20 protein-coding genes and 1 pseudogene are annotated in these 21,251 nt (G+C 39.2%); 13 read left to right on the forward strand and 8 right to left on the reverse strand.

The features are described from left to right. The first annotated feature begins 65 nt into the window (after positions 1 to 65). Positions 66 to 422, forward strand: a complete 357-nt coding sequence (locus Q4600_RS08160) for a methanolan biosynthesis protein EpsI (RefSeq protein ID WP_229369137.1) — start codon at positions 66 to 68, stop codon at positions 420 to 422. Further along, positions 397 to 1,722, forward strand: a complete 1,326-nt coding sequence (locus Q4600_RS08165; RefSeq protein WP_229369138.1) for an SPFH domain-containing protein — start codon at positions 397 to 399, stop codon at positions 1,720 to 1,722. Before Q4600_RS08160 ends, Q4600_RS08165 begins: the two co-directional genes overlap by 26 nt. Positions 1,723 to 2,049: 327 nt before the next feature. Here Q4600_RS08165 and Q4600_RS08170 read toward each other — a convergent pair whose 3' ends face one another. After that, positions 2,050 to 2,634: a TetR/AcrR family transcriptional regulator gene (locus Q4600_RS08170; RefSeq protein ID WP_303515141.1), complete on the reverse strand. Its 585-nt coding sequence runs from the start codon at positions 2,632 to 2,634 to the stop codon at positions 2,050 to 2,052. A gap of 249 nt (positions 2,635 to 2,883) precedes the next feature. Here Q4600_RS08170 and Q4600_RS08175 point away from each other — a divergent pair, with 249 nt between their 5' ends. Both Q4600_RS08175 and Q4600_RS08180 read left to right on the forward strand, forming a co-directional pair. Continuing rightward, complete coding sequence (locus Q4600_RS08175; RefSeq protein ID WP_303515143.1) at positions 2,884 to 3,750, forward strand: DMT family transporter; 867 nt, start codon at positions 2,884 to 2,886, stop codon at positions 3,748 to 3,750. A gap of 23 nt (positions 3,751 to 3,773) precedes the next feature. Beyond that, entirely contained in the window at positions 3,774 to 4,208 is a 435-nt protein-coding gene (locus Q4600_RS08180; protein WP_303515145.1) for an SAM-dependent methyltransferase, read from the forward strand. 87 nt (positions 4,209 to 4,295) lie between these two features. Here Q4600_RS08180 and Q4600_RS08185 read toward each other — a convergent pair whose 3' ends face one another. Beyond that, positions 4,296 to 5,372 carry a sensor domain-containing diguanylate cyclase gene (locus Q4600_RS08185; RefSeq protein ID WP_303515148.1) on the reverse strand — a complete coding sequence of 359 codons (1,077 nt, stop codon included), beginning with the start codon at positions 5,370 to 5,372 and terminating at the stop codon, positions 4,296 to 4,298. A 447-nt stretch (positions 5,373 to 5,819) separates the two neighbouring features. Here Q4600_RS08185 and Q4600_RS08190 point away from each other — a divergent pair, with 447 nt between their 5' ends. From Q4600_RS08190 to Q4600_RS08205, 4 genes are all read left to right on the forward strand, one after another. Beyond that, positions 5,820 to 6,266, forward strand: a complete 447-nt coding sequence (locus Q4600_RS08190) for a transcription elongation factor (RefSeq protein WP_303515151.1) — start codon at positions 5,820 to 5,822, stop codon at positions 6,264 to 6,266. 247 nt (positions 6,267 to 6,513) lie between these two features. Continuing rightward, complete coding sequence (locus Q4600_RS08195) at positions 6,514 to 7,659, forward strand: cupin domain-containing protein (protein WP_303515154.1); 1,146 nt, start codon at positions 6,514 to 6,516, stop codon at positions 7,657 to 7,659. 513 nt (positions 7,660 to 8,172) lie between these two features. Beyond that, a complete protein-coding gene (locus Q4600_RS08200; RefSeq protein WP_303515157.1) occupies positions 8,173 to 10,083 on the forward strand; it encodes a methyl-accepting chemotaxis protein in 1,911 nt (636 codons plus the stop codon). 264 nt (positions 10,084 to 10,347) lie between these two features. Further along, positions 10,348 to 10,848: a zf-TFIIB domain-containing protein gene (locus Q4600_RS08205; protein WP_303515160.1), complete on the forward strand. Its 501-nt coding sequence runs from the start codon at positions 10,348 to 10,350 to the stop codon at positions 10,846 to 10,848. Between the two features lie 128 nt (positions 10,849 to 10,976). Here the strand turns inward: Q4600_RS08205 and Q4600_RS08210 are convergent, their stop codons facing one another. Then, positions 10,977 to 11,402 (reverse strand): HPP family protein, encoded by a 426-nt coding sequence (locus Q4600_RS08210; RefSeq protein WP_102529348.1) that lies wholly within the window; start codon positions 11,400 to 11,402, stop codon positions 10,977 to 10,979. Between the two features lie 317 nt (positions 11,403 to 11,719). Between Q4600_RS08210 and Q4600_RS08215 the strand changes: the two genes are divergently transcribed. Continuing rightward, positions 11,720 to 12,145, forward strand: a complete 426-nt coding sequence (locus Q4600_RS08215; RefSeq protein WP_303515165.1) for a hypothetical protein — start codon at positions 11,720 to 11,722, stop codon at positions 12,143 to 12,145. Between the two features lie 266 nt (positions 12,146 to 12,411). On the opposite strand, the gene Q4600_RS08220 is transcribed toward Q4600_RS08215, so the two are convergent. Further along, complete coding sequence (locus tag Q4600_RS08220) at positions 12,412 to 12,759, reverse strand: hypothetical protein (RefSeq protein WP_303515336.1); 348 nt, start codon at positions 12,757 to 12,759, stop codon at positions 12,412 to 12,414. Positions 12,760 to 12,816: 57 nt separating this feature from the next. Here Q4600_RS08220 and Q4600_RS08225 point away from each other — a divergent pair. Further along, positions 12,817 to 12,915: pseudogene (locus tag Q4600_RS08225) on the forward strand (ATPase P); the annotation flags it as partial. A 198-nt stretch (positions 12,916 to 13,113) separates the two neighbouring features. Here the strand turns inward: Q4600_RS08225 and Q4600_RS08230 are convergent. Then, positions 13,114 to 13,752, reverse strand: coding sequence for a trimeric intracellular cation channel family protein (locus Q4600_RS08230; RefSeq protein WP_303515167.1), 639 nt, complete (start codon positions 13,750 to 13,752; stop codon positions 13,114 to 13,116). Positions 13,753 to 13,982: 230 nt separating this feature from the next. After that, complete coding sequence (locus Q4600_RS08235) at positions 13,983 to 14,699, reverse strand: YrhK family protein (protein ID WP_303515170.1); 717 nt, start codon at positions 14,697 to 14,699, stop codon at positions 13,983 to 13,985. A 366-nt stretch (positions 14,700 to 15,065) separates the two neighbouring features. On the opposite strand from Q4600_RS08235, the gene Q4600_RS08240 reads away from it, so the two are divergent. Continuing rightward, complete coding sequence (locus Q4600_RS08240; protein ID WP_303515173.1) at positions 15,066 to 15,956, forward strand: mechanosensitive ion channel family protein; 891 nt, start codon at positions 15,066 to 15,068, stop codon at positions 15,954 to 15,956. Between the two features lie 61 nt (positions 15,957 to 16,017). Here Q4600_RS08240 and Q4600_RS08245 read toward each other — a convergent pair whose 3' ends face one another. Continuing rightward, complete coding sequence (locus Q4600_RS08245; RefSeq protein ID WP_303515176.1) at positions 16,018 to 17,115, reverse strand: GGDEF domain-containing protein; 1,098 nt, start codon at positions 17,113 to 17,115, stop codon at positions 16,018 to 16,020. A gap of 600 nt (positions 17,116 to 17,715) precedes the next feature. Between Q4600_RS08245 and Q4600_RS08250 the strand changes: the two genes are divergently transcribed. Continuing rightward, positions 17,716 to 19,224: a DUF3360 family protein gene (locus Q4600_RS08250; protein ID WP_102528300.1), complete on the forward strand. Its 1,509-nt coding sequence runs from the start codon at positions 17,716 to 17,718 to the stop codon at positions 19,222 to 19,224. A gap of 70 nt (positions 19,225 to 19,294) precedes the next feature. Here the strand turns inward: Q4600_RS08250 and Q4600_RS08255 are convergent, their stop codons facing one another. Continuing rightward, positions 19,295 to 20,269 (reverse strand): methylenetetrahydrofolate reductase, encoded by a 975-nt coding sequence (locus Q4600_RS08255; protein WP_303515179.1) that lies wholly within the window; start codon positions 20,267 to 20,269, stop codon positions 19,295 to 19,297. 320 nt (positions 20,270 to 20,589) lie between these two features. On the opposite strand from Q4600_RS08255, the gene Q4600_RS08260 reads away from it, so the two are divergent. Next, positions 20,590 to 21,054, forward strand: coding sequence for a Fur family transcriptional regulator (locus Q4600_RS08260; RefSeq protein WP_102528298.1), 465 nt, complete (start codon positions 20,590 to 20,592; stop codon positions 21,052 to 21,054). Positions 21,055 to 21,251: the final 197 nt, after the last annotated feature.

The following is a 21,251-nucleotide window of genomic DNA, read 5'->3' on the forward strand; positions in this document are numbered from 1 at the left end:
AGCCTAATGCACGTTTTTTGGCAAAATATTTAAACCACTCATTAATACACGAGTAAGTAGCAACTATGTTTTTTTATATAACAGGGTTATGTGTACTCATTATTATTTTGTGTGCTGCTCTTTACGTCATCTATCAAAACTTGAATAGAGACCGTTTAAAGAAAGCGCGAGAATATAATGTGTTATTTGATGAAGATACAGTCGTTGATGAGTTAATCACTCAACTGATTGAGAAGAATCAACATCAAGAAAATGAAGAAAAAAAGACACAAAGTAAGCAGGACATACTTGCCACCTTTATCGATTTACATCGTTCTGGCAGTTTCTGCGCTCACCTGAGCGAGGAAGAAATCACTTACTTCGTTAAAAAGAAATTACATATGGAGAATGAAAGACATGGAAAGTCAGTCACTAGAGACTAAACCCAATTTAGCAAGTCGAATCGGACGTCGAAATATTATTTTAATCGCAGCATTTATTACGGTTATTGCTGTAATTGCTATCTTAGTGTCTCAAATGATTGCATGGAATGAAGCGGACGAAAGATTAGTTCATCAATCTGCATTTACCGGAAATTTAACGGTTATCAACCAAGCTGGTCCATACTTTAAAGCCTTTGGGACAATATCGGCCTATAACAAGGTTATCTCAATCAACTTCACCGGTGATAAAGCGGCTACTGCGAGTGCATTGGTTCCATTAATTCCTATTCGCTTTCTTGATACGACTACTGGTGATGCCAGAGGTGTCGCTCGTTTTAGACTACCAGGCAATGTGCCAGCTAATGAAACTGGGCAACTTAGAGGGTTATTGAAAATTCATGAAGAGTTTGGCTCTCAAGAGACATTGGTATCTAACCTTTTACTGCGTGCGACCACTGAAAATGTCAAAGCGTCAGCCAGAATGATGTCTGTTGAACAGCATTATTCGGGTGGTAATGGTCAGTTAAGCCAGGACTTTTCTGATCAACTAGTGAACGGGATTTTTGTTACTGAGCAAACATTTGGCTCTAACCGTAATGATAATTCGAATGAACCTAACGAGTTAAGTAAGCAGCAGCGAGTAACAATTAAAATCAAGCAAGATAATGAAGGTCATAAGTTACGTAATGCACCAATATTAGGCTCGTATGGTATTACAGTTGTAGATGCCAGCATCATTGATATTGAATACGAAAGCAAAGTGAACTCTCGACTTGAAGCGCAAAAGCAAGCTGCTGCTGACGAAGCGCTGGCAAGACAAAATCTGAAAAAAGCTGAACAACAGGCTCGCACAGAAGTTGCTTTGGGTGAGCAGGCCATTGCTAAGCAAAGAGCAGAGTCTGAAAAGCTAAAAATCAAAGAGCAAATCGATGCCGAAAGAGTTAAAGCTAATGCGATTATTTCTGCTGAGCAACGTGTAGCCGTTAAATCTCAGTTAGCGTTAGAGCAGGCTGAAATATTAAAGCAACAGCGTCTAGAAGCTATGGGGATGGATGTTCTTGCAGAGGCTCGTCAGCGCGCAAAATCTGCCGCATTGGATCCAAAATATGTATTTGATGAAACTTTGAAAGCCGAGGTTAAAATTCAAACAGCATTGTTTAATAGTCTCGGTAATAGTCGTTTAGTGCCAGAGATTGTGATTGGAGGCGGCCAAGGTGAACAAAATAATGGTTCTGAATTTATGCGTTTACTTGCCGCTGATGCCGCATTAAACCTTAAGAAACGTCTAGAAAATAAATAGCTCGTTTACGTTTTACTGGAACTAGTGAGATAATTTGTCACCAAAGTAAAATTGATTCAGGTGTAATAAAAATGCCATCCAGTGAGTACTGTGATGGCATTTTTGTCAGTATTGGTTTTAGCTGTATTTATATTTGCGAAAGAATGCAGCTGCAAACTATCTTACTGTTGATAACTGAAATGTTCGCTTGTTTATCACCAAAGTATTTATAACATCCAAAGTATTTATAACATCCAAAGTATTTATAATATCCAAAGTAATTCATCAATTATCATAAATAGCTAATTCACTTTACGGCAAGGTGCCGTTTATGAAAGTTTATCGATTTTACTCAACAGCTCGAAGTAAGAATGCTGTCGCTGCTTCAGCGTAATGCTCAATTTCACTTCGTGTCGGTGAAGTCATGCCCATTAACACCTTATTTCTATGGTTTAATAACATCCCTAGCCACAGCTCAACTGTGGTTTCAATGTCAGTGACATTGAATCTTTGTTGGAAAAACTCAATTAATACTCGCTGCACGTCATCAGGCCCAACACTAAAAAAGTTAGTAATTATTTCAGGGCTGTTTCCACTTTCAGCTACCAGTAATCTAAAAGTCGCAATGTGCTCATCAGATAAATGGAAACTGATGTACTCAATTGCAAAACCAAGCAAAGCGGCATGATTATCATCCAGTGATAAATATTGCGTTGCCTTATCATCGAACTGACTTCCCATATGCTCCAGGGTTGCCTTAAATAAGACTTCTTTAGAAGCATAATAGCGATAGACGGTTTGCTTGGTCATTTGTGCTTCACTTGCAATACAATCCATATTCGCAAGGCCATAACCCGCAGTTAAAAACTGTTCTTGCGCAGCACGTAAAATAGCCAGTCTCTTCTTTTGTTTATTTTGTTCAATTTTGCTCATCTGGCTCCCTCATTCGCGATTCTAACTTCAACTCTTACTTCAAGCCTTACTTCAAGCCTTACTTCAAGCCTTACTTCAAGCCTTACTTCAAGCCTTACTTCAAGCCTTACCAGTAGTTCTAATTCGCTCTTTAATCAATCCAAGTGAATTTAAGCTCAAAAACATCATACCGCAGAGTATGATTTATATTGACAGCTTACCAAATTAAAATCATACTCGCTGGTATGATTTTATTTTTAAGGTATTAAGATGACAAATTCAACAACCAAAGCACTGACTAATTCAAGAAAGATAGGCTTTGGACTCGCATTGTTAGGCGCTGTGCTAATGAGTATCGATCCCATATTTATTCGCTATGCAGGCGTTAGCGGATTCGATGCTGCCTTTTTGTTTGGATTATTCAGCGCAATCTCGATGCCGATACTACTTAAATTGAGTGATAAACGTGGGATCAGAAAAGCGTTAACAGCAAGCGGCTGGCCAATACTGGTATCAGGCATACTCATGTTAGGAAGTGCAACAGGCTTAGTGTTTAGCATTAAAATGACGTCTATCGCCAACACATTTGTCATTTTAAGCGCCACTCCTGCCATTGCCGCCATTTTCAGTTGGTTGATACTAAAAGAAACCACTAATCGCTCAACCTTATTCGCAATCGTCGCTGTCATGATTGGGATAACTATCGTGGTATCGGGCTCTGTGAACACAGGAAATTGGTTAGGTGACTTATTGGCCCTGTTCTCTGTCACTTGTTTAGCACTGATGTTTACATTACTACGTAAATATCAAGATATCAGCAGGCTAGCCATTGTTGGTCTTGGCGGGCTATTACTCGCCATAGTGATGTTTTACTTTGCTACTCCCTCAAGTTATAGCATGGAAACTTGGTTGATTATGGGCGTTATGGGTTTATTTACAGCTCCCCTAGGGCGTGTTTTCTCCATGGTAGCAACTCGTCACATCTCAGCTCCTGAAGTATCGATGACGTTAATGCTTGAAACTGTACTAGCACCTATATGGGCATTTATGTTTTTTAGTGAAATTCCGGCTAACACCAGCCTTTTAGATGGTGCAGTCATTATCACGACGATATTTTTTACACCCTATTTAGTTTAAAGAACGAGCATTAAGGAAAGACCATGTCTAAAACCTCTATAACAGCAGCAGCAACAACAAAAGCCACACTAAAGTTTATTGGCCAAATTAACACCCCATATCTTGCCATCGATACGTGTCCGAATAACATTCAAGATAATGGTCCAGTGTGCGAGATAGCGCTTTATGATGATTATAAAGAAGGCCTACTTGGACTCAGTGACGGGCAAGATATTTTAATTTTATACTGGCTAGGTGACGCGTCGCGCAATGAACTCGTTCAAACAAGCAGGCAACAAATGGTGAAGGGAACATTTGCTTTGCGCTCTCCCAATCGCCCAAATCCAATTGGCGCAGCGGTCTTGCCTATTGAAAATATAAGAAATGGGGTCATCACGGTGAAAGGGTTAGATTGTTTAAACCATACTCAATTAATTGATATTAAGCCTGCAATTAAACGGGAAGTGAGCAATCAATAAAGTCACTTAATCGTCATTGATATTGCATGGCGCTTTAAAATACGAACCATAAAAGCCACGAAAAACGTATTATCGTTAGTCATGGCTTTACGCTTTTTCAGCCACCTGTTTTTGCGGTTTTACAACTCGTGCAGATTTTACTTTTACTTGCGAATTTTTAAGTTGATACATCTTGATGTCTGCAACGTTAAACAAGTCATTAATAGAGTAATCCTTACTGTCAACGGCAACATGCCCCCAAGCAAACTCCAATTGAAACTTGTTACCTCGATAATCGACCGTACAACAATGGTGCTTTATTCGTTGAATAATTTTGTGAACAAAATCGTCAATATCACATTGTTCAGGAACAGAAAAAACCAGCACAAATTCATCACCACCAATCCTAGCAATGATATCTGCACTTTTAAGCTCTTTTGAAAGGTAACTCGAAAATGTCTTCAACATATGGTCACCTGCAAGGTGGCCAAAATTGTCATTTATCTGCTTAAAATTGTTTAAATCTAGGTAGATGAAGCACAGTGCTGAATCACAGTCACTATTGTTATCATCTAAATTTCGCAGTTTCTTTTCTAATCCATAGCGATTCGATAACTTGGTGAGATGATCTTGCTGAGATTTATCGAAAAAATGCATTCTCGACACAGTGAGAGCGGTTTGTTCAGTTATGACATCGAAGTAATTCAGCTCAGTCGGCGATAGAATGACGGTTTGTTCGCCAAAACTACCAAAAGCCATCACTCCAAGTGCTTTGCCATCAACAAATAATGGATAATTCACTACCGTTCGAAGGTTAAGTAACGGAGTAACATCTTTATTTGCCTCGGGCTCAATCAACAAATCTTCGGTATAAAAGATTTTTCGTTGGCCAAGCATCTTCTTGAAAATAGGATCATCATTGTAGTTAATGTGAGGCACTATAGTAGACATGATTTCAGCGTTAGGACCAACACCAGCCACATGATTCAGCCACCCCGTTCGTTTCGCATCGGTGATATAAATCCACACATCGGTCAATTGAAACAATGTACTGGTTTCTGTTTGTAAGAAAGCTGCCATTTCCTTGAGGGAACTGACCTTATTCAATCCTTTACTCACACGTACTAAGGAGTCAAACAGTTCCGCATATTGCGCGTTTGTTGTCATGCTTTTTATTGGTTTCATAGCCTTCTGATACTGTTAATCAAAATAGAACATACAACAATCACTTCCATGGCCTTACTTGCTTTGAAAGCTAAACATTTATCAACCTAAACTTGAGTTAATTCAAGTCAATTAACTTGTGTATTAAACTACATCATCAAGCCTAGCTTTCATTATCCCATCCTATTTAAATTAACAAAAAACCGCTAGAAAATTATGAGTTTATTGATAAAACTTAGATTTAAATCAAACTTTTATAACTATCTAATCAAACCGTATCCATGCCAATTTACACGCGACGTTAACTCAACGCTCATGCAAAAATTAGATAATTATTGATTCAGGGTAACTCAGAAAATAACCCGATAATGCTGCTATTAATTTGATAAAATTTACCATCACAAGAATTATTGTTATTAACAGCTGCACCTTTACAAGCACTGAATAAGAGAAGTAAGTAAGCGCCCTATGACTGAAAAAGAATCTTTGCTGCAAAATCTGTTAGATATATTGATAGTCCAACGCCAAACGGCACTGAGTGCAGCTGAAGATGCCCATAATGACGCCACCAATGAACAAAGCGTGGCAGAAACTCAATATGACACAATCGGTTTAGAAGCCGCTTACTTAGCACATGGACAATCACAACGAGTCGCTGATATTGATATCATGATAAATCGCTTAACGGCGCTTCCTCTTAAAGACTTTACGGCCGAAGATGACATCAACCTTGGTGCGATAGTGACCTTAGAAGCTGGCATGAATTGCTGGCTATTACCTGTTTGTGGCGGCATAAAACTCGACGATGGAAACATTGTCGTTATCACTCCACAATCACCTTTAGGACAGAAACTAGATGGCGCAATGGTGAATGAAAAGCTTAATGATGGTCGCTTGATCTTGGCAATTAGATAAACTTAAGTTATTCAACCTGCAGTAAACATCCCGAAACTAAACGACATACCAGTCATGTTACGATTATTCGACTCTGGTTTTTGAATCAGGTTTTCGAATCTGGTTTTCGACTTTGTTTTTCGAATCTGGTTTTCGAATCATTGAGCTTCATCATTTTCAAAAACTAATCTGCCATAATATGATCTCAGGCAAATTACTCATTGCTAATACTTGTTAGGATCGCCGCAAATTTTAGTGGGTAATAAACATGCAATTAGATTTAAATGGTATGACGCCAAAACAATTTCTCGAACAGTACTGGCAAAAAAAGCCACTGGTGATCCGTCAAGGTTTTAAACACTTTGAAAATTTGCTATCACCAGAAGAAATGGCAGGGCTGGCTTGTGAAGATGTGGTTGAGTCTCGCCGTGTATTTAAGAAAAATGATCAATGGCAAGCTGAATTTGGCCCATTTGAATCTTATGAAGAACTGGGTGAAACAGACTGGACCTTAATCGTTCAAGCCCTAAATAACTGGGTGCCAGAAGCTGAAGAACTGCTTAAATGTTTTGATTTTATTCCGCGCTGGCGTTTAGATGACGTGATGGTGAGTTATGCCACACCTGGCGGTGGAGTGGGTCCACACATTGATCTATATGACGTATTCATTTGCCAAGGTTCTGGCCGACGACGCTGGAGAGTTGGCGACCTTGGTCCACACAAAGAATTCTCTGCACACCCAGCACTACTGCACACCGAAGCATTCGATCCGATTATTGATGTAGAGTTGCTTCCAGGCGATATCCTATATCTACCACCAGGCTACCCTCATGACGGTGTGACACTTGAACCATCAATGAGCTTTTCTGTGGGTTATCGAACTGCCTCAGCTAAAGACATGGTTAGCGCAATGGCAGATCACATCATCGACAAAGACTTATGTAACGATCAAATAGCCGATCCTGATCGCGTTATCAGTGAACATTCTGGCATAGTGAATAACAGCGATCTTGAACGTATTAAGCAACAACTGCTTGCTACCCTTGATGACACATTAGTCAGTGAATTTAGTGGTCGTTACCTAACACAATCTAAATGTGAGCTAGATTTACCAGAAGAAAGTTTAGGGTTTCAAACCCTAGATGTCACAGAGCAACTTAAACTACAACCTTTAGTAAAGCTTGGCGGCCTGCGCACGCTGTACTTTGAAACCAGCGTTGCTGACGGTGTGCTGTATATCAATGGCGAGCAACTTCAATTATCAGCAGATAAAGAAGCCTTAATTGCACTGCTATGTGATACCCAAGAGTTAACTGCACAAGACTTAAGCCCATGGCTAAATGATGATGAAGTGGTTGAGCAATTAACCCACTGGGTTAACGCAGGCTATTGGTATTTCGACGAAATCGAATAACGGTTAAATCTAAAATATACACTTGATTCAGTTACTTGATTGAATGAACTATTTCTATCAAGCAACTGAATCAAGCAATCATCAATAAATGGCGTAGCTTCATTGAGAACCTGTCGAAAAGAGTATTTGCTTAGTTGGCAGTAAAGCCCTGCCACTCAAGAAACAAAACCCAAAATCCAATGCGATTTAACTAAATAAGTAATTTATACTTTTATTATTAACCTAGAAGCCTAGCCTTCTCTTTATAGCCTTCTTCTACAAACCTACATTCGATATTTATGCGTTTTCTCTCTCACTTCCCTAAAGATAAACATTCACAATAGTGTGATTATTTGTTTTTGTCCTACAAAGCAGTTATATCCACTTTAATAGCAAAAAAAACACATTTCACATACAAAAACATTAAATGTTATGACATGAAAGCCGATATAATTACCACCTAAGATTAGGAAAACCTAACCATCAAACACACAACCTAAATTTTAAAATTATAGATGTGTAGGAGCTGTATTCATGAATTTTTTGTCTAACCTATCCATTCGCAATAGACTCATTACCGCAATGCTTTTTGCTGTCATTGTATCAACGAGTGTTGTCGCCTATGTCGGCCAAAATAGTGCCAAACAATTGCTTTCGACACGTATAGAACAATCAGATACACCCAACCTAGTACAACGGATCCGTAATGCTATTGATGGCGAAATCAACCAAATGAAAGTGGTTACGCAATCTATCGCTAATAACAGCATGATTGAACTTTGGATCGAACAAGGCGAAAGCGCTAAAGGTGAAGAGCACTTAATCCAGTATTTAACGCAAACTGCGCGTGATAATGGCTTTAGGAATGTCTCATTCGCTGATAAAAACACCCATAAATACTGGAATCAAAATGGTTTTTTACGGGTAATGGATCCAGGGCACGATAAGTGGTTCTTCCGTTTTAAAGACAATGATGAAAAGCAATCAATTAGCATCTATCATGATAGCACTGGTGGCACTGACATCATTATAAACTATAAACAAATCAATGGACTGGGAATGGCTGGAGTATCTAAACCTTATGATGCTATGGTCGCTTACCTCAACAGTTTCCAAATTGAAGAAACAGGTTTTGTTTATCTTGTCGATGGTAACGGTGTTATCAAGGTTCACAAGAGTATCGGTTATAAAGCAGAAAAAAATCTCTCTGACATTTACCCTTCAATTAATAGTCAAAAACTGCTTAATCAGAACGATTACGCCTTTGCGATCGCTGATGGACAAATGGTTGCCTCAAGCTATATTCCAAGCTTAGGCTGGTATGTTATTGCTCAGGTGCCAGAACAAGAGCTTTATGCAGGTCTTGCGACTTCGCGTAATAACATCATGATGACCTTTGTAGTCATTGCAGGACTATTCGTGATGATCAGCATCTATCTTGGTAATAGCTTAGTTCGCCCAATAAACCAGCTAGCCGATACCTTTAAAGAACTTGGCGAAGGCGAAGGCGATTTAACCCAACGCATTAATGAAGATGGCAATGAAGAGATGCGCCGCTTAGCTAAAGGGTTTAATGCATTTATCAGCAAACTACACAATGTGGTACAAGAGCTAGCTATCACCTCAGATAAAGTCAATACTGCCTCACAGCAAGTTTACACCGATGCCCTGCACTCAAAAACATCCGCTGATACTCAGCGTGATGGAGCACACCAAGTCTCCGTCGCTATTAATGAGATGGGTAGTACCATTGCAGAAATAGCCAACAACGCTTCAGTAGCTGCAAATGCAACAACCGAGGCAACGCAAAAAGCTCAACGCGCACAAACGGTTGTCGAAGAGTCTAATTCAACCATTAAAGAGATGGCATCAAACATGGAAGGAGTCTCTTCTAACATCGTTATTTTGGCTGAAAAAAGTGAATCTATTTCCAGCGTACTAGATGTTATACGAGGCATATCAGAACAAACTAACTTACTTGCACTAAACGCGGCCATCGAAGCGGCTAGAGCTGGTGAACAAGGTCGTGGCTTTGCTGTCGTTGCGGATGAAGTGAGAAGTTTAGCCCAGCGCACGAATGAATCTACCGATGCTATTCACACGATGATTTCAGAGCTTCAAAACGGTGCTAAAGCCGCAGTATCTTCTGTTCATGAAGGACGTGAGCATGCAGAACTAGGTGTTCAAGCTTCGCAACGTACCCATCAAGCACTTGAAGATATCGTTGAAAATGTTCACCATATTTCAGAGCTTAATATCCAAATTGCCACAGCCACAGAAGAGCAATCTGCAGTGATAAATGAGATTAATCAGCATGTTGTCAGTATTGGCGACAGCAGTGAAAGCAGTGCTAACGCATCGGCAAGTATTGAGAACTCTAGTGATGCACTTAAATCAATGGCAAATGACTTAGATGGGTTAGTCGGTCGATTTAAGTTGAAATAAACCCTCTCGCAGTAATAGCACCATAACTAGAATTAAAGCCAAGCTAATATAGCTTGGCTTTATTTTTAAGTCTGAATCTACAAAAAATCATCTGAAACAATAGGGACTAACACAATAAGGGAAATAGGCTGACTTAACCATGTCACAATGAATATTTGAATTTCGTTTCATTAATTGTTATTCCCCAAAGTTAACCAAGCAACAAATTGCTAGTTAGATATAACATGTTAAGATACTGTAAGTTATAGTATAAAAGGAGTTTTTATGAAGTGTCCAAGAACGGAATCAAACTTAAAACAAGTCAAAGTAGGCGGTATCGCCGTCGATATTTCACAGGCTTGTGGTGGTGTCTTTTTTGATAATCATGAATTAGCTCACTTTGATGAGCAGCATGAAAATCGTGGAACTGTGTTAATCGACCATCTAGCGCAATTTTCCCCGCCAGCATTAGATTACTCTAAAAGAATTAATTGCCCTAAATGTACTGATATTGTCATGGCTAGACAGTTTTATAGCCCTAAGCATCAAATAGAAATTGATATTTGCCCAGGATGTGGCGGCATTTGGTTTGATTATGGTGAGCTCGCTAAATTACGCGGTTTATTTCCACATCAATCAGATAGAGAGCAGGCTGGGAAAGATTTTGAAAAAAACATGCTAGAAGATCCAATGTACCAAGCTTACTTCACTCAAATTGAACAAAAACAATCGCTTGCTAAAAAATTGAATCGCTTCTCTCAATTTATCAATACAAGAATATTTTAATAATCCATGATTCAGTTTGGTGAGCGGGATTTATTCCAGCTCATTTTATAGAATATAAGCTAAATAAGTATGAAAATTAAGAGTTTGAAAATTTCACATATTACTTGGTGAATATAACTTGGCGAATATTACTTCTGCATCAACAGCAATCGCTGGCAGAGTTTGACAAAATCCGATGAAGTCACAATCCCCAGTACCTTATTTTCCTCATCAACCACCGGTAAACAACCTAGTTTATTATCAATAAAATACTGCACGACAACGGTCAGAGGTTCATCTAAACCTAACTTTTGCGCCTCGGTTTCCATAATATCTGCGATGGGCGTATAACGCTCTTTTCTATCGAGTGCGCCTTGACCGTACTTGTTCAAGGTATTTAACACACTTGCTATCATCTTTTTGTGTGTCAGTAAGCCGATGAACTCTCCTGTTGTTTCACTGATAACAGGTAAATGACGCACATTACGACTTTGCATCAATAAGTGGGCATCCTTTAAGCTAGCCTGATGACTAATACAAACAGGGTTGGGTGTCATAATGTCGCTTACTTTCATCGCTTTACTCCTTAAGCTGTGACTTAATAAAGATTAATCAAAATAGGCAGAAATAGCTAGATGAAGCACTTAGTCGCTCATTTTATATTTAACGAATTAAATAGAAAGCGGACTTTTGTAGGAAATAATCAGATAAAAATATGAGGCCGAGTATAAGGAGAATGCAAACAGCTTAGAGATAAACACCAGTGATCTAGTTAACAGATTAAATCGCTGATGATGACAAGGCATAGGTTGATTTTGTAACTGTGAATTGAGTCAGATTCATTGAAAAAAAATGGTGATAAGCTCAAGCCATAATATTTTATGGAACTGATATGTTTACCCTTTTTCGGCAACGGACAATATATGTTTTTACCATACTGACGCTGTTCAGCCAGTTGGTATTTGCGAATCCGAATTTTATGATGCCAAAGGTAGGCAATCTCGCTCACTCTGACAATATAATCAGTTCTGAAACCGATGATCCCCATGACAGAAAGCTGGCACCGACTTTATTAACAGCCTGCAGTTCTGCAAACCATCTACATGAAACTCTATCCAATAATAAAGCCCATCATTGTGATGGCCTAACCCCTTGCTCATCGGATTGTGATAACTGCTTTTATATCAGTATTGCTGACACTCTGTTGATGCATGAACCTTGGAAAATTTTTCATCATCCAGATAATAAAATTGTCAGCCTTACCCCCTACTTTCAATCAATATTGCCAACGCAGCACCTAAGACCTCCCATTGCTTAACCTTAACAGTAGCAACAATTAGTCACTTTATTTATAAACCACAGACACTGACATCATTCAGAACAACGTGCCCGAATCTTTAATGGAAATAAGCAATGAAAAACATAATTTATATCGTCCTAAGTCTCTTTTTAATCAGCTCGACGGTACAAGTGGCCACTGCGGCACATCATAATGTTGCCGAGCAGAAACAGTCACATGCTTGCCCAATGCATCCAGAAGTAACAGGTCAGAATGGCGATACTTGCCCTAAATGCGGCATGAATTTAGAACATGCTCACCAAGCAGATGGCGACCACTGCCCAAATAAAGGCAAGTGCGAAAAATGTGCTAACAAAGCCAAATGTGACAATTGCAAAGGGTGCAAAGGTGAAGGCAAGTGCGACAAATGTGAAAAATGCGCTAACAAAGCCAAGTGTGACAATTGCAAAGGGTGTAAAGGTGAAGGCAAATGCGACAAGTGTGCTAACAAAGCCAAATGCGAAAACTGTAAAGGTGAAGGCAAATGCGACAAGTGTGCTAACAAAGCCAAATCCGAAAACTGCAAAGGGTGCAAAGGGTGCAAAGGGTGCAAAGGGTGCAAAGGGTGCGCTAAAAAAGGCGACCACGTACATAAAAACTATTCACATAAAGAGCATGCTAGCGCCAAGCATACACACGCTTGCCCTATGAACGCTGAGATTACAGGTATTGCTGGCGATACATGTCCAAATTGCGGCATGGATTTAATGCCAATAGCTACTAGCTCAAGCGCCCAGTCACACGATTAAGAAACAAGAGTAAGATACAAGAGGAAAAACAAGAGTAAGAAGCCGCACTTTCGAAAATTCTGCTCTACAAAAACCACGTTTTAGCATGCTAAAGCGTGGTTTAATATTTGATATGATTAGCACTACCTATAATAAGCTTGATAACAAACATCTGCAATTCAAACGAATCTCAACGATTATCAGTTGCTATTTATTTATTCAATGCGAACTGTCAGACTGATTTTGATAATCAAACTTTGGCATCGACCATTGATATCGAATAGCCAACATTCTAAAACTAAAACCAAAAGTCACAGCAACAGTCAGGCTTATCCATTCAATAACCCCAGTAAACTTCATTACCACGTACAAGGTTGCCGTTAATAAAGCGACGAATGCGTATAGCTCTTTCTTAAAAATTAGCGGCACTTGATTACATAAAATATCTCGAATAACGCCGCCGAAAACACCTGTCACAACGCCCATTACAATCGCTATTTCTGCGCTATATCCAAGCATTAAAGTTTTCTGTGCACCTACAATTGAGAATACAGCGAGACCAATAGCATCAATTGCCAAAAACAATCTTGCTAAGTAGCGCATTAGCGGCGCTATCATCACAGTAAGTAATGAGGCACCTGCGATGGCCAACAAATAGTGTACATTTTCAATCCATATAATTGGGTAGTTACCGAGCAACATATCCCGTAAGGTGCCACCACCTATTGCCGTTACGCAGCCAATAATCACCACACCAAACAGATCCATTTGTTTTTTACCGGCGGCTAACGCGCCAGTCATCGCCTCTGCTAATATGCCTATGAGCCATAAAGCACTGATAACTTTAACTTCTAACATAAAATGTACTGACTAATAAAAAGAGAGCGGATTTTGCGCCTATTTATGTAAAAAATACAGATACAAAAATTGTTTTTTACATTATTTTTTTTAATCCATAAAAATAATAAAAATTAATATTTCATATAAATGCTTAAGTAAAACGGATTGAACTTACAGATTTATTAATAGTAATAATCAACAATGCACAATAAAAGAACCTTAACCCCAATAACACCTATAAGCCCTTATTATGACTCCTGCAACTTGGAAATTTCCGATTGAACTAACAAATACGCCCGCCAGTAATTAAACATGCCACCTAACAGAAACAAGCAGCTACCAATCATGTACTGCCAAGCAAGAAAATTAAGAATAAGTAAGTGATCATTAGGCGACTCGAACGCCCATAAATACGGCACTGATGCCATGCCATAAAGCACTGATCCGACGATGAAACATATGGAGGTTAAATTCATCAATTGCAGTAATTTCACAGAGTCAGCTTTGATAATCAAAAAGATGTTCGCCGCTGCTCCAACAATAAACAGTGTACTGCCAATAATGAATAACCAAGTACTGACAAGCGGCCAGTCAACTTGAGGAAAGCTGGTTAAACGGCCAAATACAAAACATAGTGTACCGAGCAAATAAGTCGCCCCCGCAAAGTACTCTAAAACCTCATCTGTTTTATGAGTACTATGGTCTTTCCAGTAACGTCGGATTTCGGCCATATCATGCACATTCACCACTAAATACGTTAACGAGGCAGCAAGGAATATCCAACCACCGATATAGGCATATTCAGCTCTACTCGGGAAAAAGAAAAAACTACCTATAACAAACAGCACACCACCCAACTTATAAGCAATTGCATTGATGGTTTCCCAGCGAAATTGTGCTCTCAGCGCTTTTTTATCTGCGGTAAGGTTTAAAATGCGGCGTCTATTTGAAAAGGCGTGTGGCATAAATAGCGTTTTCCTGTCGGTGTATTTAATAAATATGGTCGGTAAGTGAATGGTTGCAATTAAACCTGACTGTCACAAAGCATGTTAACTAACAAACCTCAATCAAACGAATCACTTATGTAGGAGCTCACCCTACAAATAATCATTCCAGAAACCGTTTAAATATTCACAAGTAAAACTAACCGTTCGCCTAGTTTTGCTGTTTCTAAATAAGCTAACGTAAGCTTGCTACGCTCAGAAACAACCTCCAACTAATACACAAATCATCCTTATAAACGTAATCATCGCCATGTAACTAACATGAGCAGTTGTTAAAAAGCGAGCTAAAATAAACTAGCCAAATTAATGAAACAACAAGGAATGACGATGGATTTCGATACAATTAATGGCGCGCTAGACAATATCATTGCGATATTAGATACACCCGTTTTTACCGTCCAACAAAAAGCCATCAGTGTTGGCGATATTCTGTTTATTCCCTTTTTACTCCTGATAAGTTATTTCGTTCTTAAAGCGATCATTAAGTTATTAACCAGTCGTATGACTAAAAAAGGAATGAAACCTGATGTAGTGCACTTCGTTAGCCGCATTACCTATATTCTCGGTATTGTCACCATGTTAGCCATAACATTGGAACTGATTAATATCCCCATCACGGCTTTTGCATTTCTCTCTGGCGCTGTTGCAATTGGTGTCGGTTTTGGCGCTCAGAACATCATTAACAACTTTATTAGTGGCTGGATTTTAATGTGGGAACGTCCAATTAAAATTGGAGATTTTTTAGAGGTTGATGGCGTTAAAGGGAATGTAGAAGCCATTAATACTCGATCAACTCGAATTCGCCGTACTGATGGCGTGCATTTATTAATACCTAACAGTAAATTACTTGAAAATACTGTTATCAACTGGACCTTAATGGATACTAAAACACGCACCACTATCAGTGTTGGCGTGGCATATGGCTCGCCTTGTCGTAAAGTGGCACAATTAATCGAACAAGCTGTTTCAGAGCAAGAGTCTATATTAACAACCCCTGCTCCTACCGTAATCTTCAATGACTTTGGTGACAACGCCTTAGCTTTTGTCGTCTATTTTTGGATGGAAGCAAAAATGGAAGGCCAACTGCGACAAACCAGTAGTGAGATACGCTTTCGAATTGACGAATTATTTGAACAGAACAAGATTGTAATTGCTTTCCCACAGCGAGATATTCATCTAGATGGAGCACTAACCATCTCCCACACCAAAGAAGATTAATTCAACAATTTCGATGTAGATGAGATGAGATGATAATTTATTCGCGCATAAAACAGACTTTTTAGTCTGGATAACAGCAGTTTCTGCCATTTTCCTTAGCAAGGTATAAATGTTGATCGGCCATGGCATATAACTGATCAACTTGCATGCTAGTACCTGTCCACTCTGAAAGACCAATACTGATGGTGATGTGTATAGCCGTATTGTTATATTCAAAAGTGGATGTTTCGACCATAGCGCGAACTCTTTCAGCTAAAACTTTGGCATCATTCATTGAAGTATTATTCAGTAAAATGGCGAACTCCTCGCCACCGATGCGGGCAAAAATATCACTTTCCCTCATGAGTTGATTTACATTTTTTGCCAAATTAACTAAGACATAATCTCCAGTTTGGTGCCCATGCGTATCATTAACTTTCTTAAAATAATCAATATCAAACATCAGCATCGACACTTTTCTTCTATCTCTAAGCGCCATCATAAGAACCTTTTTCGAGGTTTCAAAAAAATAACGTCTGTTATAAGCATTGGTTAAATTATCAACAATAGAGAGTTTCCTGAATTCCTCAGCACTTTTCTCTATTTCTTCATGAGCTTCAATACTTGATAAACGACTATGATACATCGACTTAGACAGTAAGATTGTTGCAGGAATATAAATTACCGCGAATACCACCATGGCAATATGCTGATGCTCGCCATAATAAAACATGATAAAAACTTGAGGAATTATCATCGCAAAAAAGAATACTAAATAAGCCTTATAAAGCGATGTCATAGATAATGTCGCAGCAGTAATGATGCCTATCGCTACCACAAAACTAACCAGCTCAAATGGTTGAGGTGCGAAAATAATAATCAGTACAGACGAAACCATCCAAGTGAAAGCTTGAAATAGATTAAGGCCTATAAATACCATCTCTTGTTGGCTCAAGCCCTTAGCATTGTCGTCACTCAAATGCTGTTTAAACATTTTTATATTGAGGTATCGAGCTACCGCGAGAAGTAACTGCAATGAAAACCAAGCCAATAAAATAGTGATTGGAATAAATGAGATGAATATAGAAATATAAGCAATAGAGACGATAAGCATGGCAATCATTGCCCTTGGCGTTTGTTCTACAACAATTTCAATTAGTTTGGGGTGAACTGCAGACATCCTATCTCCATATATAACCATACACACAAATAGTAGACTATCTCACTAATTAAGTTAATAAATTAACGCTCACCTTTTCAATAACCTAAAGCATTTCCTCCTCAATGCTTTAAATGTCGAAATACCGCAAAATTAGTAATTAAACAAGATTCCGATTTAGCAATGAACAGATTCATCATCAGCTGGATGACGCTATAAACCTATCACGAGGTTTAGGTCGACTTTATTAAAACCTATCTTTGGTATCACATCATAATGAGATAATGACTCTTGTTTATTCTGCAATATATTTTTCAATGTAATTAACTGACTGAGTAACACCCCAAATACCCTACATAAAACTACCCTGTGACTTATCTATAGATAATAATCAATTCAAGTTATTGATTTTAAATCTGTAAATTATTATTTACCTACGACTAATGTCTGAGTCCAAAACGGCTTTTATTGTTCGCTATGGCCACATGCTTCAGATAAGGTGCCTCTAATCTATATCCCGAGTCTATATCCAAAGCACTTTTAGCAAGTGAAATTTAGCAAGTGAAATTTAATAAGTGAGTTTTAGTGAATGAACTTTCTTGAATGAACAATAGGAATAATATGAGCAGTAATTCTGAATCAGTACATGAGCAAGAAAGTGACCAATCAACAAAAGCAAACAAGTTAAATTACCAACAGCAACATCAGCCAAGTTCATCGTTTAATAGTCGAGAAGAATATCTAGAACACGAGCTCAGCATCATGGACCCAAAACGCTGGCGTCCTAACCTACCTTTCAAAGATTTTCGCTTTGAACCAGAAGATTCAATTGCAGCTATGGCTGCAACCATTGGTAAAGTTGTCATGGTGGGCGCGATTGCGACAACCTTTGCAACATCACTAGGGCTTGAAGAAAGTTTCATCTTAGAAAATGTCCGTTATGAACTGATTATTGCTGCATTCTTCATTGTTATCTTTTCAGGTTTTTTATTACCTACAGCAAACTTAGCTGGCACCCATGGGCCGTTGATCCCAATCATACCGATTGTGGTTGCAGCAGGTGGCCACCCAATGGCCTTTGGATTACTGATTGGCGCACTAGGGTTAATACTCGCTATTAGTAAAGGCGGCAGTATGCTGGCAAACCTCACCAGTAAAGGCGTGTGCGGAGGGCTACTCTTGTATCTAGGCTTTGTCGGCACCGCATCACAAGTAAAAAAATTGTATGCGTGGGCTGATGGTATCGGCATGGAGCACATTGCTTTTATCGTGATTTTTTGCACCATTATTCTGTACGCATTACTGGAACATTGGCGAAAACGTTGGCTTGCAGTGCCATTAAGTTGCTTACTGGGCGGCACATTAGCCTTTGCCATGGGCGCGCCATTTGAGTTTCATACCGCCCCTGGTTTACCTAATATGAACCCAATGTATTGGTGGGGAGATAACTCAGGTTGGATGCTCGGTTTACCGACTATCGAAAGCTTCATGGTCGTGCTGCCTTTTGCCATTTTAGCCGTTGCTATGTGGTCCCCTGATTTTTTAGGCCATCAAGTATTTCAAAAGATAAATTATCCTCCACGTACTGAAAAAGTACATATGAACATTGACGATACCATGACCAGTGCCTCAATTCGTCAAACAGTGGGGTCACTACTTGGTGGGGCTAATTTCACTTCATCTTGGGGGACTTATATTGTCCCAGCTGCGATTGCTAAGCGCCCTATTCCAGCGGGTGCATTACTTACCGCATTGTTTTGCGTTATTGCTGCGCTATGGGGTTATCCAATGGATCTTGCTATTTGGGAACCAGTGCTGTGTGTTGCACTGGTCGTTGGGGTATTTATTCCATTACTTGAAGCAGGTATGGAAATGACTCGCGAAGGTAAAACCACCCAATCTGCCGCTATTGTGGTGTTTTCATCAGTATTAGTGAACCCTGCATTTGGCTGGTCACTCACCATGCTATTGGATAATTTAGGCTTGATTGGCTGTAAAGACAGAAGCGCAAAACTGACTAGAATGAATCGCTGGATAGCACCCAGTATCATGTTTGTCATTCTCACAGGCGTTATGGCGCTAGTGGGTTTACTACCCGGTATTCCGGCCATCATTTCGGACTTGAAATAACGCTGCTGAGTTGTGTATGAAAAGTCATGCCCTAGGGAAATTAACGCCATAGGGCATGCTTGCAGTGAGCTTATTTGTTTAACACAAATTGATTTATTTGATTCTGGGCCAAGGCTTGATCCATCGTGCCTTTAAGCAGTTTATACATCAAAATAGACGCATCAATTTCTGTTTTACGATTGGTTAAGCTTTCAATATTCAAGCCTAATGGAATATTAAGTGGAATAACGGCGTCCAAGATCTTCTGCAAATTACTGTAATTAACTTTAATTGATTCATACAGTGGGTCATTTGCAGACAAAATACGGTTACTGGTTTCTTCAGGTACTGATACCCCTAACCAATTAATAAATTCTAATGTTTTAGCACTACCACAAGGTGAAAAAGTCAGGATCACTCGATTGGGCTTGATATTATTCAGCTCACACTCTTCAGCGTAACTGGTAAGCATATCGATAGTGGCTTGGGCGTTATACACCGCTTGCGTGATGTAGTATTCACAGCCTTTATTGGACTTACCTAATAAACGGATATGTTCATTCTTTTTACTTAAATGGCGCTCAGCAATGGCAACACCACCAAGGTAAAACTCCTGAGAGTGTTCCGATAACACACGGTATGCATCATTTAATGGTAGAGAACTTGCGACTTGCGCGGACGGCGAGCCGACCAATACGATGTCTCTGACATTATTTTGATACCAAGCCCGAGATAACCACTCGTTAAAACCTTGTTCATCAAGGCCTGCAACACTCTTATAAGCAATTACAGGCTTACCAGACTTTTGATTGATCAATTGAGCATAAGTGCCAGAATCATGGGTCGCTTTAAACGGAAAAGGTCTTGGCGCATCAATACGGCTAGTTTCATCTTGAATATCGTAAATGATCAAACCATCAAAGCTAATCTCATCAAGGCGCGCTAATAACTTATCAGCAATAGTACTGACCATTTCAAAATCGGTATCGATTTTAGGTGGGGTTGTGCCAATAAAGTAGATCCCACGGTGATGATCGGATGAACGCTGTTTTAGGGATTTTCTCATGTTTAGCCGTCTAGATGGATGTTATCTACATTGTGTCTGAAATTCTCACGTTTGTTAAGGCCAGATAGAATGATTTTTTGTAATGTTTAAAATGAATAAAGCTCATAATTATTGCTTTGCAGTCATTCTGAAATCACCTGCGGGAATTTCCCCTTTTGTAAGTACGTTATAATTGCTGATTGCTGATGGCTCATAGGCTCGCCTATCTCACACTATCTGAACCTGAGTCGACCTTTAAAAAGATGTTTGGTGGTTTATTATTTACAATCTCAGCCCGAAGATAAATAATAGCGCAACATTGATTTCTTTAGAGCCAAACCATGCCTACCCACAAAAACGTTGCGATTTTTACCAAAGCGGAGCAAATATGTCGCGACAATGGCGTTAAGTTAACAGAGAAAAGAAAAAATGTTTTAGGCGTATTACTGAACTCCAGTAAGCCCCTTTCAGCCTATGAAATTGTTGATATCTACCGCACCACACATCAAGAAGCATTAGCCCCTATGTCTGTGTACCGCATGCTCGATATACTGAGTCAATTGCCGCTTGTGCATAAATTATCTTCTGAAAATAAATATTTGGCTTGTTCACACATCACTTGCGAACATGCCCACGAAGTTCCTCAGTTTTTGATCTGTAAAACCTGCGGCAAAGTGGCAGAGAAAGGCATTCAAACCAGTGTCATTGAGGCATTAAAAGACAGTATTAAACAAGCTGACTTTCAGCTCATCAATTCTCAGATTGAAATACAATGCTTATGTAAGGATTGTGCAGCTTCAAATTAACTTTTGCTTCGCTTGGCCTGGTGATGATTTTTGATTAATACAATACAAAGCTGGGTACAATCAGTGTAACTCTCCATTCAAACTCGGACGTGTCATTGGTTGAGTTAACAACTCACATACTCTACCGTCCTTAATCTAGAGCCCTTAATCTAGAACTCTTAATTTAGCCCCATTAATCTAGAACTCTCAATCTAGAG

The sequence above is a fragment of the Shewanella sp. 2_MG-2023 genome, from assembly GCF_030548905.1.
In the GTDB taxonomy this organism is placed as follows: Bacteria; Pseudomonadota; Gammaproteobacteria; order Enterobacterales; family Shewanellaceae; genus Shewanella; species Shewanella electrodiphila.